Here is a 15,318-nt window from a genome sequence, read left to right as displayed (position 1 = left end):
GGCGTTTCTTCGTTGCACTCGAAGTGCGGCGGCGTGCTGCCACGCCGCCGCGTCGGCGGTCAGAACTTGTAGCGCACGCCCAGCAGGAACTGGCGGCCGGTTTCGGTGTACTGCAGCGGCAGCTGGCCGGTGGTGGGCGAGTACACCCACTCATCCGAGGCTTCGTTGGTCAGGTTGATGCCTTCCAGGCTCAGTTCCAGCTGGTCGCTGATGCGATAGCGGATGGACGCATCGAGGACGGTGGTGCCGGTCATGCCGTGGTAGCCGTCCAGGTTGAAGCCGGTTTCCTGGCCGGGCGCCTGGGTGAGGTAGTCGCTGCGGTTGGTGGCCGAAACGCGGCCCGACCAGGCATCGCCTTCGTAGAACAGCGTCGCGTTCCACGCGTTCTTCGAGGTGCCGGTCAGCTGGTTCTTCATCACCGCTGCACCCGCGCCATTGACGTACTGGATGCTGGTGTCGACCCAGGTGTAGTTCAGCTGCACGCCCAGGTTGGACCACTTGCCGGGCAGGAAGGTGAAGGGCTGGGTGTAGTTGGCTTCCACGCCATACAGTTCGCCGCCGGGGGTGTTGAGCGGGATGCTGAAGGTGAAGTCGTCGTTGACCGAAGCGCCGGTGCCGTCGAGCAGGCTGGCCGGCAGGCCGCTGCTGGAATACGGGCGCACTTCGCGGGTGGTCTGCACGAACGAGTCGATGTCCTTGTAGAACAGGCCGATGCCGGCCATCGCACCTTCGGCGAAGTACCACTCGAAGCTCATGTCCACGTTGGTGGCGCGGAACGGATCGAGGTTGGGGTTGCCGCCAGCCACGGTGCGCGCACCGCCGGCCACGGCCACGGTCACGCCCGGGGTCAGGTTGCCCAGGCCCGGGCGGCTCATCACCTTGGCCGCACCCAGGCGGATCAGGAAGTCCGGGGTGATCTCGGCCACCAGGTTGAACGAGGGCAGGGTGTCGTTGTACTTGCGGTTGGTGGTGGCATCCACCAGCACGCCGCCGACCGTGGCCGCGCCGCTGGAGGTCTGCTCGGTCTGCACATAGCGCACGCCGAAGTTGCCCGACAGCGGGATGGCGCCGAGGTCGGTGGAGAACTCACCCATCAGCCAGACGCCGCGGTCCTTCTCTTCGACGCTGCGGCTGTTGTTCGCGCGCGGTGCGACGGCGAAGGTGCCGCTGTTGCTGTAGATGTCCAGCAGGTCGGCGATGGCACCCAGGTTGGGCACCACCCAGTTCGACGGCGAGCCGTTGATGCCCTTCAGGCCAGCCTGGCTGGTGAGGTCGGCCGGCACGATGCGGCTGCCGTTGGCGATCACCGGCACCGCACCTTCGCTGGTGCGGCGCAGCTCCAGCGTGCTGAAGGTGTAGTCCTTGGCCAGCACGCCGCCCTTCAGGCGGAAGCCGGGGCTGAGGTTCCAGTTGAAGTTGACTTCGGCGGTGTCGAAGTCGTTGTCCACGTACTGCGGGCGCAGGCGGATCTCGGCCAGTTCCCAGCCATTGGGATTGGTGGGGTCGATGCCGTAGTTGATGATCGGCGCCCGGCTGTTGCCACGGTAGTCGTAGCTGTAGCCGTCCACATCGTACTTGTCCATGATGATGGTGGTCTGCACCGGGTTCTCGTGCGCCGAGCGCGAGATGCCGACCTTGCCGGTCATCTGGAAATCATCGGTGAAGCGATGATCGAAGTTCAGGCTGACCTGCTTGAACTCGGTGTTCCATTCGTCGTGGCGGTTCTCGGTGCGCAGGTCGACGTTGTCGAACTCGCCGTACAGCAGCGCGTTGTTGCGGATCTCACCGTTGCGCACGATGGTTTCCGGCTTGCCGTCGCGGTCGGGGCGGCGGTTGGCGCCGGTGGCCGAGTCGCGGTTGCGGCTGAAGGAGATCGCTTCGATGTAGTGCTCGTCGCGCGTGGCGTCGATCTTCGAGTACAGCGTGTCGAGCGAGATCTCGGTGCGGTCGGAGGGCTTCCACTGCAGCGAGCCGGTCACGCCCAGGCGCTTCTGCTGGTGTTCCATCTGCACGTAGCGCGGGAAGCGCGGGTGGTAGACATCGGCACTGCGCGCGGCGGTGAAGGGCGAGGCCGCACTGAAGCCACCGTTGCTGGGGCCGTTGGCCCAGCGGCCGGTGTTGGAACCTTCCTCCAGCGCCTGGCGCTCGGAGTAGGCCACCGACAGCAGCGCGCCGAAGGTGCCATCGGCGAAGGTGTTGGAGATCAACGCGGCCAGGCGCGGGTCGGCCTTCTCGGCCATCTGGTTGTAGCTGGCCTGGCCACTGGCCACGAAGGTGAAGCCGTCGTAGTCGAACGGGCGCGCGGTACGCAGGTCGACCGTTGCGCCCAGCGAGCCTTCCTCGACGTCGGCCGAGGCGGTCTTGCGCACCACCATCTGCGAGAACAGGTCCGAAGCGAACACGTTGAAGTCGAAGCCGCGGCCGCGGTTGGTGCCGCCGCTCTGGTCGCCGGCGCCGACGGTGGTCAGCGCTTCCATGCCGTTGATGCGCACGCGGGTGAAGTCCGGGCCCAGGCCACGCACCGAGATGTTGCGGCCTTCACCGGCCTCGCGGGTGATGACCACGCCCGGGATGCGCTGCAGCGACTCCGCCAGGTTCAGGTCCGGGAACTTGCCGACATCCTCGGCCACGATGGCATCGACCACGCCGGCCTCGCCACGCTTGATGTCCAGGGCCTTCTCGACGCTGGCGCGGTAGCCGGTGACGTTGACCGTATCCAGGTTGGTGGCGCTGGGCGCCTCGCTCTGCTGCTGGGCGGCGGCACCCGCCGAAAGGGCCAGGCTGACCGCCATGGCCAGCAAGGTAACCGGTGTCTTTTTTGCGTGGTTCCGAGAATGCATGCCTTTCCCCTCTCCCAAAGGTCTGGTCTCGCGAGTGTTTCAGCGGAATGACACCGCTGGTCAGAGCCGACGGTAGCAGCACGTTCCCTCTGCGGCATCTTGCACCGCAACAGACCTGTAATGTCTCCAAGACGCTTGCGGGACAATGCTTCCGACAGTTTGGTAGGCTGTGTGCACGGCCGGTCGGTTTCGCGATGACACCGATGGTCAACCGCCACGCGGCTGCGTGGCGCGATTCCACGCCGCCCAGCAGTACCCGCTGGCGGCCAGCGTAAGGGAGCGGAAATGGGTCGTGTCGTATGTTTCGGGGAATTGCTGCTGCGCCTGGGGGCGCCCGGTCACGAACTGCTGATGCAGTCGCCGCAGCTGCAGGTACACGTGGGTGGGGCCGAAGCGAACGTGGGTGTCTCGCTGTCCCGCTTTGGACATGAGGTGGCCATGGTCAGCACCGTCGCCGGCAACGCGCTGGGCGCCCACGTGCTGGGTGAACTGCGCCGGCACGGGGTCGACACGCGCAGCGTGCGGCAGGACCCGGACGGGCGCATGGGCCTGTACTTCCTCACCACCGGCGCGGTGCAGCGTGCCAGCGAAGTGGTCTATGACCGCGCCGACTCGGCCTTCGCGCACAGCACCGCCGCCGACTACGACTGGCCGGTGCTGCTGCAGGGCGCGCAGTGGCTGCACCTGTCCGGGGTCAGCCCGGCGCTCGGCCCGGACGTGGCCCAGGCCACCCTGGCGGCGGCGCGTGCGGCGCGCGAGCTGGGCGTGCGCGTGTCCTTCGATTGCAACTTCCGGCCCAAGCTGTGGCAGCGCTGGGGCGGCGATGCGCAGGCGATCCTGCACGCGCTGTTCGCCCAGGCCGACATCGTCTTCGCCGATTACCGCGATATCGAAGTGATCCTCGGCCAGCGCTTCGAGCAGGCCGACGTGGTGGCCAAGGTCGAAGCCGCCGCCGCCGCCGCGTTCGCCGCATTCCCGCAGCTGCAGTGGATGGCCTGCACCCAGCGCCAGGCCCTCAGCGTGGACCACCACGCCCTGGGCGCGCTGCTGCTGGGCCGCGACGGCACCCGCGCGCAGGCACCGGTGCGCCAGCTGCAGGGCATCGTCGACCGCATCGGCGGTGGTGATGCATTCGCCGCAGGCATCCTGCATGGCATCCTGTCCGGCTTCGATGCCGACGCCACCGTGCGTTTCGGCCTGGCCGCCGGTGGTCTGAAGCACTCCATCCCCGGCGATTTCAACCCCGTCAGCGAAGCTGACGTACTGGCCCTGGTGGGCGAGGAGCGATTCGATGTCCGGCGCTGATCCGCGCGTACGTGCGGTACTGAAACTTGCACCGGTGATTCCGGTGTTCACCCCTGATGACATCGACGATGCGGTGCAGGTGGCCCAGGCGCTGTTCCGTGGCGGCCTGCCGGTGATCGAGGTGACGCTGCGCACGCCGCGTGCGCTGGACGCGATCAAGGCGATGGTCGAGGCCGTGCCCGACGCCGTGGTGGGCGCAGGCACGGTGCTGACGCCGGCGCAGATGGAGGCCGCCAAGGCAGCCGGTGCGCGCTTCGCGGTGTCGCCCGGTGCGACGCCGACGCTGTACGCCGCCGCGCGCGACGCCGATCTGCCGTACCTGCCCGGCGTGGCTACCGGTTCGGAACTGATCCTCGGCCTGGAGCACGGCCTGGACACGTTCAAGTTCTTCCCGGCGGTGCAGTCCGGCGGTGCGCCGCTGCTGTCGGCGTGGCACGGCCCGTTCGCCGATGTGCGCTTCTGCCCGACCGGTGGCATCAGCGCGCAGACCGCGCCGCAGTTCCTGCACCTGCCCAACGTGCTGTGCGTGGGCGGTTCGTGGCTGACCACGGCCGCGCTGATGCAGTCGCGCGACTGGGACAGCATCGAGCGCCTGGCCCGCGAAGCAGCGGTGCTGGCCGGCTGACCGGGCTTCGGTAGCGTCGAGCCATGCTCGGCGGCTGCTCTCCGTAGAGTCGAGCTTGCTCGACTGGCTTCTGGCAAAAAGCAGTCGAGCAAGCTCGACTCTACGCTGCCTTGATCCATTGATCAGGATCAAGGCAGCGCCAACGCCGCCCCTGCATGCTCTCCCTCAAGCGGAGGGCATCGCCTTCCGCGAGTTCGGCACGCCACGGGCATCGACGCCCGGTGCCATGTCCGGGGGCGGGCATGGCGCTGGAATCTTCGATACCCGAGGCCTCTGCCACACAGCCATTGCCATGCGGCATGGCTGGCGGACCGGACCCGCCGCAGTTCCCCGGCCATGACGGGCGTGGGGCACTTCGTGGCCGTGGGAGGCGGGTCGGGCACGCCAACATTGCGAATCCGCCTGCGCGTGGCCGCCGCTCCGTTTCCCTCTCCCACGGATGCGGCGGCCATGCCGCTCCTGTGCACGCTGCGCCGTACAATGCGCACATGCCCGAGATGCTCAAGACCGCTTTCCTGTCCGTCGTCGCCCTGATCGGCGCGCTGCTCGCGCTGGCCCTGGTCAGCAGTGCCGGCGGCTGGCTGCCGTCGTTGTTCGGCCTGCACCCCGGCAGCGAAGCGCAACTGGGCTGGGACCTGGCCTTCACCGTGCTCGGCGGCATCGCCGGCATCGCCTTCGCCACCTACTACGCACCGTGCTGGCCGCGTGCGCATGGCACGTCCATCTGGACGCTGCTGGTGGTCGGCAGCGGCTACGGCCTGTGGGTGATGGGCGGTGATTTTCCGCGCTGGTTCGCCATCTCCCTGCTGGTGTCGCTGCCGCTGCAGCTGCTCGGTGGCTGGTGGTTCGGTCGTCGTCCGTCCCGCAGCGCAACACAGGCTTAACAATTCCCCCCTAGGCTCGGTGCCCGCCGAAGGTCGGCAACGCGGCGCAGGGGCCTGCACCCACGGATAAAGGGGCAGGCGCGGCGTAAGACACCACAGGGAACCGGGAAATCATCCGATGCGTTACCAGAACCGGGAGGCTGCCGCTGCGGCCCCCCATGCGAAGCTTTTGTCCCGCGCCGTGCATGCGGTGCTGATCGGCGGCCTCGCCGTGCTGCCCATCGATGCAATGGCTGAAGAAGCCGCCGATGGCGATACCCGCGAACAGCTGCAGCAGCTGGACACCGTCACGGTCTCTGGCAGTTATGCCAAAAGCCTGGAACGCGCCGTCGACCTCAAGCGCGCCAACATCGGCTTCTCCGATTCGATCGTCGCCACCGACGTGGCCGACTTCCCCGAGCAGAACCTGGCCGAAGCGCTGCAGCGCATGCCGGGCGTGACCATCGAGCGCAACAAGGGCCTGGGCAGCAAGGTCAGCGTGCGTGGCCTTCCCAGCGAGTTCACCCTGGTGTCCATCAACAACCTCGCCACCGCCTCGGGCAGTGGTGGGCGCGACGTGCAGTTCGACATCTTCGCCGCCGACGTCGTGCAGACGGTGACCGTGCAGAAGTCGCCGACCGCAGCCGACGAGGAAGGTGGCATCGCCGGTTCGGTCTACATCGAGACGGCCAAGCCGTTCGACTTCCCCGAGCCCAAGTTCAGTGCCTCGGCCGAAGCCTCGCACAACTCGATCAACGGCAAGATCGATCCGAAGATCTCCTTCCTCGCCAGTGACACCTGGGGCGACTGGGGCGGCCTGGTGTCGTTCTCCAAGGCCAAGCGCACCAACCGCACCGACTCCAACTCGGGCATCAACTTCCGCCCGATGGGCCGCTTCCTGGAAGCGTCGGGCACGCGCGGTTCGCAGGCCGCCGCCGTGCTGGCACGTGATGCCGGCATCGTCGTGCAGGACCGCATGGACAAGGACGAGACCAGCCGCATCATCTTCCAGGACAAGGTCGGCGACCGCGTCTACCTCAACGAGCAGGACCAGTGGGGCGCCACCGCTTCGCTGCAGTTCAAGCCCAGCGATACCTTCTCGCTCAGCTTCGATGCGATGTTCGGCGGTTATGACACGCACGAGGACGAGTACGATGCCGCGGCCTACTCGGCATCCAGCCGCAGCACCCTGGACCGCATCTACGACTACGACAACACCACGCTGGGCGACTACGGCATCACCGTGCTGAAGGACGTGGCCTACACCGCCACCCAGCACGAGATCCTCAGCAAGGAACGCAACGCCAACACCGACTACCGCCAGTTCAGCAGCAAGCTGGACTGGAAGGTCGGCGGCTGGGACATCGACGCGCTGGTCGGCTATTCCGGTGCGCGCAAGGATTCGGACTACGCCAACCTCAAGCACGTGGCCTACGCACCGTCGCGCACGCGCTGGACCAGCAACGGCGGCGAGACCGTGCCCAGCACCACCGGTGGTTTCGACATGTACAACGCTGCGGACAAGTACCTGTTCGAAGCGTACGAAACCGAGCTGGAGAAGGTGAAGGATGACAAGTACGCCGCGCAGCTCGACCTGCGCCGGCAGATGAACCTGGCCTTCTTCCCGGCGTTGAGCGGCGTGCAGTTCGGCGCGCGCTACACCGACAAGACCAAGGAACGCGAGTTCGGCAGCGGCAAGATCCAGGGCCCGACCGCCGGCAGCGCCGCGTGGGTGAATACCCGCACGCTGGCCGACAGCAACCCGGTGTGGATCAGCCAGCTGGCCCCGGGCGGCGCCTATCGCCCGAGCGACCTGGACTGGCAGCAGGTGTCCAACGCCTATGCGCGTGCCACGTTCCGCTACCCGGGCTATGAAACCCCGATCGATCCGGGCCAGTACTACGAAGTGAAGGAAAAGACCCTGGCGCTGTATGCCATGGCCGACTTCTACTTCGATATCGGCGCCGTGCCGGTGTACGCCAACCTGGGCGTGCGCTCGATCGACACCGACGTCGATTCGGCCGGCTTCCACCCGGTGCAGAACGCCGACGGCAGCAACGGCTATACGCCGTCGCCGATCTCCAGCAGCGGCGACTACAGCAAGATCCTGCCCAGCTTCAACATGACCGCCGAGATCGCCGACGGCCTGGTGCTGCGCGGTGCCGCTTCGGAAACGCTGATGCGTCCGTCGCTGACCGACATCGCCTACCGCCGCACCGTCAGCTGGAGCAGCTTCCGCTTCATGGACGGCAACCCGGCGCTGAAGCCGACCACCGCCAAGCAGTGGGAAGTGGGCCTGGAAAAGTACCTGCAGAACGGTGGCCTGCTGGCCGCGTCGTACTTCTCCAAGAAGATCGACGGCGTGGTGCGGCAGTCGCTGACCGGCATCGTGCCGAACGTCGAGAAGCTCAACGCCAACGGTTCGCTGGACGGCTACTACGACTTCGAGGTCTACCAGCCGGTCAACGCCGACGGTTCCTACAAGGTGACCGGCGTGGAGCTGGTCGCGCAGCTGCCGCTGTCGATGCTGCACCCGGCGCTGGAAGGCTGGGGCATCAATGCCAACTACACCCAGCTGGACAACTCGCTGACCGGTGCCTCGGACCTGGATATCCCGACCCCGCCGGAAGGCCTGGCCGAGAAGGCGTACAACTTCACCCTGTACTACGAGAACGACCGCTTCAGCGCGCGCGCCTCGTACAACTACAAGGACAAGTACGTCGAGTACATCCACCTGAACATGTATCCGGTCTACCGCGATGCCTATGGCCAGCTGGATGCCTCGATCGGCTTCCGCCTCAATGACACCTGGAAGCTGAACCTGGAAGCGATCAACCTGCTGGACGAGAAGACCAGCGGTTACACGATCGACAAGGCGTTCCCGACCCAGTACGAGTTCTCCGGACGCCGCGTCACCTTCGGCATCCGCGCGGACTTCTGATCCACGCTGCATTGATCTGGTAGCGCCGGGCCGTGCCCGGCGACACGCAACGTATCCGCGCTGCGCGCTCGCCGGGCGTGGCCCGGCGCTACCGATTACCGGTCGGCAACACCTGCTTCACGCGTTCGATGCCCTGCCACGGATTTCCCTTCAGGCGCTTCGCGCGTGCCAGCGCCTTCTGCATCGGGAACGCATCGGCGGCGCTCACCTTTGCCAGTTCCTCCCAGCGCAACGGCACCGCCACGCCTGCCGCCTCACGCGCGCGCAGCGACCACGAACACACGCTGGTGGCACCACGGGTGTTGCGCAGCCAGTCGATGAAGATCACGCCCTCGCGCTTGGCCTTGCTCATGGTTGCCACGTAGCGATCGGGCTGCTCCAGCGCCATCGCCTGCGCAAATGCTTCGCAGAAGGCCTTGGCCTGTTCCCAGCCGGCCTTCGGCTGCAGCGGCACCACCACGTGCACGCCCTTGCCGCCGGACAGCCGCACGAAGCTCTGCAGGCCGACCTGCTGCAAGCGGTCGCGCACCTCGCGCGCACCCGATTTCACCTGCGCCCAGCTCACGCCGTCACCGGGATCGAGGTCGAACACCAGCCGGTCCGGATGCTCGGGATCCTCGACCGTCGCGCCCCACGGGTGCAGCTCCAGCGTGTTCATCTGCACCAGCTGCAGCAGCCCGCGCGCATCATCGATGTACACGTAATCCTCGCGCCCGCTCTTCTGCTGCAACGGCACCGCATGCACGCCATCGCCCAGGCCGGGGCCATGGTGTTTCTGGAAGAAGCAGGCCTTGCCGACGCCGTCGGGACAGCGCAGCAGCGACAGCGGGCGGCCGGCGATCTCCGGCAGGATCCAGCGCGCCATCTGCTGGTAGTAAGCGGCCACATCGCCCTTGCTGAGCTTCTGCTTCGGGTACACCACCCGCTCGGGATGGCTGATGGCCACCGCCGCATCATCGCGCTCCACCGCCTTTGCCACGCCCAGGTCCTCCCTGCGTTTGTCGCTGCGCAGGCGCTTGAAGCTGGCCTGGCGCAGCAGCCCTTCCTTGCCCCAGCCACGGAACGCGATTTCGGCCACCACCACCGGCTTGACCCAGCGCACGCTGGCGGCACGGAACGGCACGTGCGCGGGCAGCTCCAGTACCGGCGTCTTCACCGCCAAGGGGGCCAGCACGCTGCTCAGCGCCTTCAGCCCCGCATCGTCGAAGCCGGTGCCGACCCGGCCGACGTAGCGCAGGCCACCCGCATCGGGCGTGGCCAGCAGCAGCGAACCGAAGCCGACCCGGCTGCCCTTGGGCGCCGTGTGGCCGATGATGATGAACTCGTCGCTGTCCTCGTGCTTCACCTTCACCCAGCTGCGCGCACGGGTGTTCACGTAGGGCGCATCGACCTGCTTGCTGACGATGCCTTCGAAGCCGGCATCACCACTGGCGGCAAAGACCGCCGGGCCGTGGTCGACCACATGGTCGCTGAAGGCCAGCGTGCCCGGCGCCGGGCCGATCAGGGCCTTCAGCAGCGCCTTGCGTTCCCGCAGCGGTGCGCGGCTGATGTCCACGCCGGCCACACCGGGCAGGTCGAACACGATGTAGCGCAGCGGCTGTTTCGAGCTGCCATCGATGACACGCTGCAGGGCGGCGAAATCGCTGCGTCCCTGTGCGTCGAGGACCACCAGTTCGCCATCCAGCCGTGCATCGTGCACGGGCAGCGCGCGCACGGCCTGGGCGACTTCGGGAAAATCACCGGTCCAGTCCAGGCCATTGCGCGAGCGCAGCTTCACCTCGCCGTCGTGCAGGTCGGCCAGCAGGCGGTAGCCATCCCACTTGATCTCGTGCAGCCAACGTTCGCCGTCCGGCGCGGTGTCGCGGTGATCGGTCAGCTGCGGCTTGAAGCCACGCGGGTAGGGATGGTCGCGTGCACCGGCCAGCTTCAGCGCGCGTGCATGCCAGCGCGCCTCTGCCTTGCGTGGGGTCGCGAGCGCGGCCTTCTTCGCCCGCTTTGCTGCAGCCCGGGGTGCAGGCATGGCGTTCTCCAGAAGATCATCGGCCTCGGCATCGCGCGCATCGGCATCATCGCGCTTGATCAGCAGCCACTGCACCTGGCGCCCTTTCATGGCCGTGCGCACCAGCTTCCAACCGCCACTCAAGCGCTGCCCGTGCAGCACGAAGTCGATCTTGCCGGCGGCCAGCGCCTGCAGCGGGTCGCCTTCGCAGGCCCAGCTACCGTGGTCGAACACCTGCACATGGCCGGCGCCATAGTGGCCTTCGGGAATATCCCCTTCGAAGCCGGCGTAGGACAGCGGGTGGTCCTCGACCTCCACCGCCAGGCGCTTCTCGCCCACCCGCAGCGATGGGCCTTTGGGCACCGCCCAGCTCTTCAGCACGCCGTCCATTTCCAGGCGGAAATCGTAGTGCCGCGCGCTGGCGTGGTGCAGCTGGATGACGAACTGCGGCCGCCGCTTTGGATTGCCCGCAGCCGGGCCATCATCCGGCTCCGGCGTCTGCCCGCTGCCACCGCCCAGGCGGCGCTTGCGGCGGTACTGGTGCAGCGACATGGCTCAGCCTGCCTTGCGGCGCGGTGCGGTCTTCTTCGTCGCCTTGGCTGTCTTGGCTGCGATCTTCTTGGCGGCTTTCTTCGCAGCCTTCTTGGCCGGTGCCTTGCGTGTCGCGGTCTTCTTCGCCGGCGTGCGCGTGTTGGCATCCAGGCTCTTCTGCAGCAGCGCCATGAAGTCCACCACGTTGGTGCTGGCGTCCTCGTGCGGCGCCGGCTCCTCTTCCACCTGGGTGGTGCCGCCCTTGGTCTTGATGCGCTTGTTCAGCACCTGCTGCAGGCGTTCGCGGAATTCATCGTGGTACTGCGAGGGGTCCCAGTCGGCGGCCATCGATTCGATCAGCTGCCCGGCCATCGCCGTTTCCTTGGCAGTGATGCGGTAGTCGGACAGGCTGCCGGTGGGCAGCTTGTAGTCTTCCGGATCAACCAGTTCCTGCGGGTAGCGCAGGATCATCAGCACCAGCGCGTGGCCCTGCGGCATCACCGCGCACAGGTATTCGCGGGTACGCACCACGACCCGCGCGATGCCGGCCTTGCCGGTACCGCGCAGGGTTTCGCGCAGCAGCACGTAGCCCTTCTCGGCCTTCTTGCCGGGCAGCAGCAGGTAGGGCTTCTCGAAGTAGCGCGGATCGATCTGGGTGGCATCGACGAAGGTTTCCACCTCCACCGTTTCATGGCTTTCCGGCGCGGCCGAGCGGATATCGCCTTCTTCCAGCACGACGTAGCTGCCCTTGTCGTACTCGTAGGCTTTGACGATGTCCTTCCACGGCACTTCCTCGCCGGTATCGGCGTTGACCCGCTCGAAGCGGATCGGCTTGCGGTCGCGCGAGTCGAGCATGCGGAACTGCAGGTCGACCTTGCGTTCGCCGGACATCAGCGAGACCGGCACGTTCAGCAGGCCGAAGGAGAGGGAACCGGTCCAGATCGGGCGGGCCATGGCGCGCACCTGCATTGCGGCGGGGCGGCCAGCTTCGGACGCCCACCGTGAAACGGCTGTGTCGGCCCCGTGCAGGCCGGGTGGCGCAGGGCGGCCTGGTTACTGCAGCAGGGGCCGCACCGCCGCCGCCGGAATGTGGTCCAGCGCGCGCCAGGCATCCTCCACCACCGGGCGTGCCTGCGACCAGCCCAACCGCGACTGCCCACGCATCTGCTCCCAGTGCGCGGCCAGTTCCTCGCTGGTATCGGCGTCGCCGCCGCGCGGCCAGTCAGCGGCGTGGGTGGTGAGGGCAAAGGCGTACACGGGGCACAGGTCGCGCCAGTTGCGGTGGCCGTTGGCGCGGCGCCGCTCGTAGTCGTTGAGCATGTACTGCAGGTAATCCTGCGCCACCGCCTGCGGGTCCTCATGGCGGCGCGTGCGGCGCAGGGGCGTGCGGGCGCCGAGCGGATCCAGCAGGGCGTTGAACACGGACGGGGCGGGGCGTTCAAGACGGGCCATGGCCGGCTCCTGCAGCAGGGCGGGTGGGCAGGAATACCGGCGGTGCCGTTATCCAGCCGTGACAGAGATGTTCATGACGCGGGGTTCGCGGCGGCTTTACCTCTGCCGCGCTGTAGTGGAGCCCCCCGCCCACCGCCAGGTAATCGCCATGTCCAACCGTGACCCGCTGCGCCAGACCCACGCCCCCGTGCCGGGCGAATCCCGTGCCAAGCACGATCTGGCCGATGCCGAGGACCGGGGCGCCGGCATGCAGGTGCCGCACGAAGACGCGCTGCCGGCCGTCCATCACCCTGAACAGGCCGCGCAGGACCGCAAGGACTGCGGCGACCGCCACCGCGGCGGCCAGGAAAGCCCGCTCAAGCGCCGCGAGCGCAAGCAGCACGCCAGCGACAACCAGGACCAGGCGCTGGAAGAAACCTTCCCGGCCAGCGATCCGACCTCGCCGTTCGTGCCGGCCAAGGCACTGGATTGAGCCTGCGGCCGCGCGACGCGCTCGCCGGGCACGGCCCGGCGCTACCGTCCGTGCAGCCGTAGAGTCGAGCTTGCTCGACTGGCGGTTACCGGCACAAGCAGTCGAGCAAGCTCGACTCTACGATTGCGGCAGGGTGATCCGCACGCACAGCCCGCGTCCGCCCGGCCCGTCCTCCAGCGCAAGCTGGCCGCCATGCGCCTGCACCACGGCCACCGCGATGCTCAGGCCCAGCCCGGTGCCACCATGGCGCGCGCTGCGGGAAGCCTCCAGGCGCTGGAAGGGCTGCAGCATCCGCTCCCGTTGTGCGGCCGGTATGCCTGGGCCCTGGTCGGCGATGCTGATGTGGATGGCCTCGGCATCGCTCCAGGCCTCGACCTGCGCGCCGCCGCCATAGCGCCCGGCGTTGTCGAGCAGGTTGGCCAGCGCGCGCTTCAGGCTGCGCGGGAAGCCGGGGTAGGCTACGCCCACCCGGCCCTGCAGCTGCACGGCATGGCCGGCCTCGCGTGCATCCTCCACCACGGTACGCAGCAGGGCATCGATGTCGATCGGCTCGCGGTCGCCGCGCAGCTGGGTGGCACTGCTGTAGTCAAGGATGGAATCCACCAGCTCCTGCATGTCGTCCAGATCGGCGCGCCAGCGGGTGCGTGCGGCCTCGTCGGCCAGCAGTTCGGTCCGCAGGCGCAGGCGGGTCAGTGGCGAGCGCAGGTCGTGCGAGACCGCTGCCAGCAGCTCCTCGCGGCCCTGCGCGGCCTGCTGCAGCTGCTGCTGCATCTGGTTGAAGGCTTGGGCGGCCTGGCGCACCTCGCGCGGGCCTTCCAGCGGCAACGGCGGTGCGTGCAGGTTGCGGCCCAGGGCCTGTGCGGCAGCGCCCAGCCGGGTCAGCGGCCGGGTCAGCCAGCGCACCACCAGCAGGGCCAGCAGCACGATCAGCAGGGTGCGCAGGCCGTAGATACGCAGCAGGTAGTCGCCCAGCGCATGTGCCGGCTCCAGCTGCAGGCCGGCCTGGCCTTCGCGCACGTCGAACTGCAGCCAGTCGCCCTGGGCACTGCGCACGCGCAGCTGGAACTGGCCGGCGACGTGGCGCGCCGACAGCACCTTGTCATCCTCCCGGCCCTGCGCGTCGTACAGCCGCAGGCGCTGCAGGTGCAGCTCGCGCGGCATGCCCAGCTCGCCCTGCAGCGAAGCGCGCAGCAGCTGTTCCACCGCGCGGTCGCGCGGGCGCAGCGAAACATGGCCGCTGTCCTCCACCGCGCGCACCGTCAGGTCGGCCGTGGACAGCACGGCGGGGTCGGCGCCGGCCAGCGGCGAGGCCGGCGCCTCCAGCAGGCGCAGCGTCTGCGCGACATGCGCGGCAGCCAGCCGCGCGGGGATCTCGGCCACCCGCTCGTAGCGGGCGTCATGCCAGACGGTGCCGGTCAGCAGCTGCGCCAGCAGCATGCCGGCCACCAGCACCAGCACCAGCCGCCCGTACAGCGTGCGCGGCCAGCCCAGGCGTGCCTCAGCCATCGGCCTGCACCGGGCCGGCCAGGCAGTAGCCCCGGTTGCGCACGGTGCGGATCAGCAGCGGCGCGCGGCTGTCATGTTCCAGCATCTGCCGCAGCCGGCTGATGCACATGTCGATGCTGCGGTCGCTGGGCATGCGGTCGCGGCCGTACACCTGCTCCACCAGGAAATCGCGCTCGAGCACTTCGTCGGGGTGCCGCAGGAACAGCTGCAGTGCGCTGAAGTCGGTCTCGCCCAGCAGGTGGCGGCGGCCATCCTCGGCCTGCAGCAGATGGGTGCGCGGGTCCAGGGTCCAGCCGGAGAAGCGCAGGCGCGCGACGTCCGCCGTGGGGGCCAGAGCCGCCTGCACGGGCGCCTGCCGCCGCAGTACCGCGCGCAGCCGCAGCAGCAGCTCGCGCGGGTCGAACGGCTTGGCCATGTAGTCATCGGCGCCTTGTTCGAGGCCGAGGATGCGGTCGGCCGGGCGGCCACGCGCGGTCAGCATGATCACCGGCAGCGCGGTCTGCTCGCGCAGTTGCTGGCACAGGGCCAGCCCGTCCTCGCCGGGCAGCATCAGGTCCAGCACCACTGCGTCGAAGGCCTGTGCCACCAACGCCGCGCGCATGCCATCACCATCGCCGGCGACGACGGTCTGCAGTCCCTGCTGGCCGAGGTACTGGGCGAGCAGGGCGCCGATCTCCGGATCATCATCGACGACCAGGATGCGGGCGGGCGGGGGTGGGGACTCGGGCATGGACGCATCTTCCCAGATGCAGCACCGGCCTGCAGGGCTGCAGGCCGGTGCCGC

At 68.2% G+C, this 15,318-nt stretch carries 11 protein-coding genes; 5 read left to right on the top strand and 6 right to left on the bottom strand.

Features of this window, described 5'->3' with window-relative positions:
• Positions 1–59: 59 nt before the first annotated feature.
• Entirely contained in the window at positions 60–2,840 is a 2,781-nt protein-coding gene (locus C1926_RS00170; RefSeq protein WP_079224511.1) for a TonB-dependent receptor, read from the bottom strand.
• 285 nt (positions 2,841–3,125) lie between these two features.
• On the opposite strand from C1926_RS00170, the gene C1926_RS00165 reads away from it, so the two are divergent.
• From C1926_RS00165 to C1926_RS00150, 4 genes are all read left to right on the top strand, one after another.
• Positions 3,126–4,145, top strand: coding sequence for a sugar kinase (locus C1926_RS00165; RefSeq protein ID WP_108757859.1), 1,020 nt, complete (start codon positions 3,126–3,128; stop codon positions 4,143–4,145).
• On the top strand, positions 4,132–4,770 hold the full coding sequence (gene eda / locus C1926_RS00160) for a bifunctional 4-hydroxy-2-oxoglutarate aldolase/2-dehydro-3-deoxy-phosphogluconate aldolase (RefSeq protein WP_079224507.1): 639 nt from the start codon (positions 4,132–4,134) through the stop codon (positions 4,768–4,770). Before C1926_RS00165 ends, eda begins: the two co-directional genes overlap by 14 nt.
• A 488-nt stretch (positions 4,771–5,258) precedes the next feature.
• Positions 5,259–5,654 carry a hypothetical protein gene (locus tag C1926_RS00155; RefSeq protein ID WP_108760591.1) on the top strand — a complete coding sequence of 132 codons (396 nt, stop codon included), beginning with the start codon at positions 5,259–5,261 and terminating at the stop codon, positions 5,652–5,654.
• Positions 5,655–5,823: 169 nt separating this feature from the next.
• A complete protein-coding gene (locus tag C1926_RS00150) occupies positions 5,824–8,574 on the top strand; it encodes a TonB-dependent receptor (RefSeq protein ID WP_254057351.1) in 2,751 nt (916 codons plus the stop codon).
• Between the two features lie 88 nt (positions 8,575–8,662).
• On the opposite strand, the gene ligD is transcribed toward C1926_RS00150, so the two are convergent.
• The 3 genes from ligD to C1926_RS00135 all read right to left on the bottom strand — a co-directional run bounded on the left by ligD (position 8,663) and on the right by C1926_RS00135 (position 12,556).
• Positions 8,663–11,125, bottom strand: coding sequence for a DNA ligase D (ligD, locus tag C1926_RS00145; protein ID WP_108757857.1), 2,463 nt, complete (start codon positions 11,123–11,125; stop codon positions 8,663–8,665).
• Between the two features lie 3 nt (positions 11,126–11,128).
• Positions 11,129–12,058: a Ku protein gene (locus C1926_RS00140; RefSeq protein WP_108760590.1), complete on the bottom strand. Its 930-nt coding sequence runs from the start codon at positions 12,056–12,058 to the stop codon at positions 11,129–11,131.
• A 99-nt stretch (positions 12,059–12,157) separates the two neighbouring features.
• A complete protein-coding gene (locus C1926_RS00135; protein ID WP_108757856.1) occupies positions 12,158–12,556 on the bottom strand; it encodes a hypothetical protein in 399 nt (132 codons plus the stop codon).
• 148 nt (positions 12,557–12,704) lie between these two features.
• Between C1926_RS00135 and C1926_RS00130 the strand changes: the two genes are divergently transcribed.
• On the top strand, positions 12,705–13,028 hold the full coding sequence (locus C1926_RS00130) for a hypothetical protein (protein WP_108757855.1): 324 nt from the start codon (positions 12,705–12,707) through the stop codon (positions 13,026–13,028).
• 117 nt (positions 13,029–13,145) lie between these two features.
• Here the strand turns inward: C1926_RS00130 and C1926_RS00125 are convergent, their stop codons facing one another.
• Complete coding sequence (locus tag C1926_RS00125) at positions 13,146–14,534, bottom strand: ATP-binding protein (RefSeq protein WP_108757854.1); 1,389 nt, start codon at positions 14,532–14,534, stop codon at positions 13,146–13,148.
• Positions 14,527–15,264, bottom strand: coding sequence for a response regulator transcription factor (locus C1926_RS00120; protein ID WP_108757853.1), 738 nt, complete (start codon positions 15,262–15,264; stop codon positions 14,527–14,529). Before C1926_RS00120 ends, C1926_RS00125 begins: the two co-directional genes overlap by 8 nt.
• Positions 15,265–15,318: the final 54 nt, after the last annotated feature.

The organism is Stenotrophomonas sp. ZAC14A_NAIMI4_1 (assembly GCF_003086915.1).
GTDB lineage: Bacteria > Pseudomonadota > Gammaproteobacteria > Xanthomonadales > Xanthomonadaceae > Stenotrophomonas.
Note: the sequence above shows the minus strand (reverse complement) of the source record. Positions and strands in the feature narration are given on the sequence as shown.

Excerpts from the sequence above, each read along its gene's own strand:
- C1926_RS00170 (WP_079224511.1), bottom strand. The coding sequence starts at position 2,840 with ATGCATTCTCGGAACCACGCAAAAAAGACACCGGTTACCTTGCTGGCC.
- C1926_RS00165 (WP_108757859.1), top strand. The coding sequence starts at position 3,126 with ATGGGTCGTGTCGTATGTTTCGGGGAATTGCTGCTGCGCCTGGGGGCG.
- eda (WP_079224507.1), top strand. The coding sequence starts at position 4,132 with ATGTCCGGCGCTGATCCGCGCGTACGTGCGGTACTGAAACTTGCACCG.
- C1926_RS00155 (WP_108760591.1), top strand. The coding sequence starts at position 5,259 with ATGCCCGAGATGCTCAAGACCGCTTTCCTGTCCGTCGTCGCCCTGATC.
- ligD (WP_108757857.1), bottom strand. The coding sequence starts at position 11,125 with ATGTCGCTGCACCAGTACCGCCGCAAGCGCCGCCTGGGCGGTGGCAGC.
- C1926_RS00140 (WP_108760590.1), bottom strand. The coding sequence starts at position 12,058 with ATGGCCCGCCCGATCTGGACCGGTTCCCTCTCCTTCGGCCTGCTGAAC.
- C1926_RS00135 (WP_108757856.1), bottom strand. The coding sequence starts at position 12,556 with ATGGCCCGTCTTGAACGCCCCGCCCCGTCCGTGTTCAACGCCCTGCTG.
- C1926_RS00130 (WP_108757855.1), top strand. The coding sequence starts at position 12,705 with ATGTCCAACCGTGACCCGCTGCGCCAGACCCACGCCCCCGTGCCGGGC.
- C1926_RS00125 (WP_108757854.1), bottom strand. The coding sequence starts at position 14,534 with ATGGCTGAGGCACGCCTGGGCTGGCCGCGCACGCTGTACGGGCGGCTG.
- C1926_RS00120 (WP_108757853.1), bottom strand. The coding sequence starts at position 15,264 with ATGCCCGAGTCCCCACCCCCGCCCGCCCGCATCCTGGTCGTCGATGAT.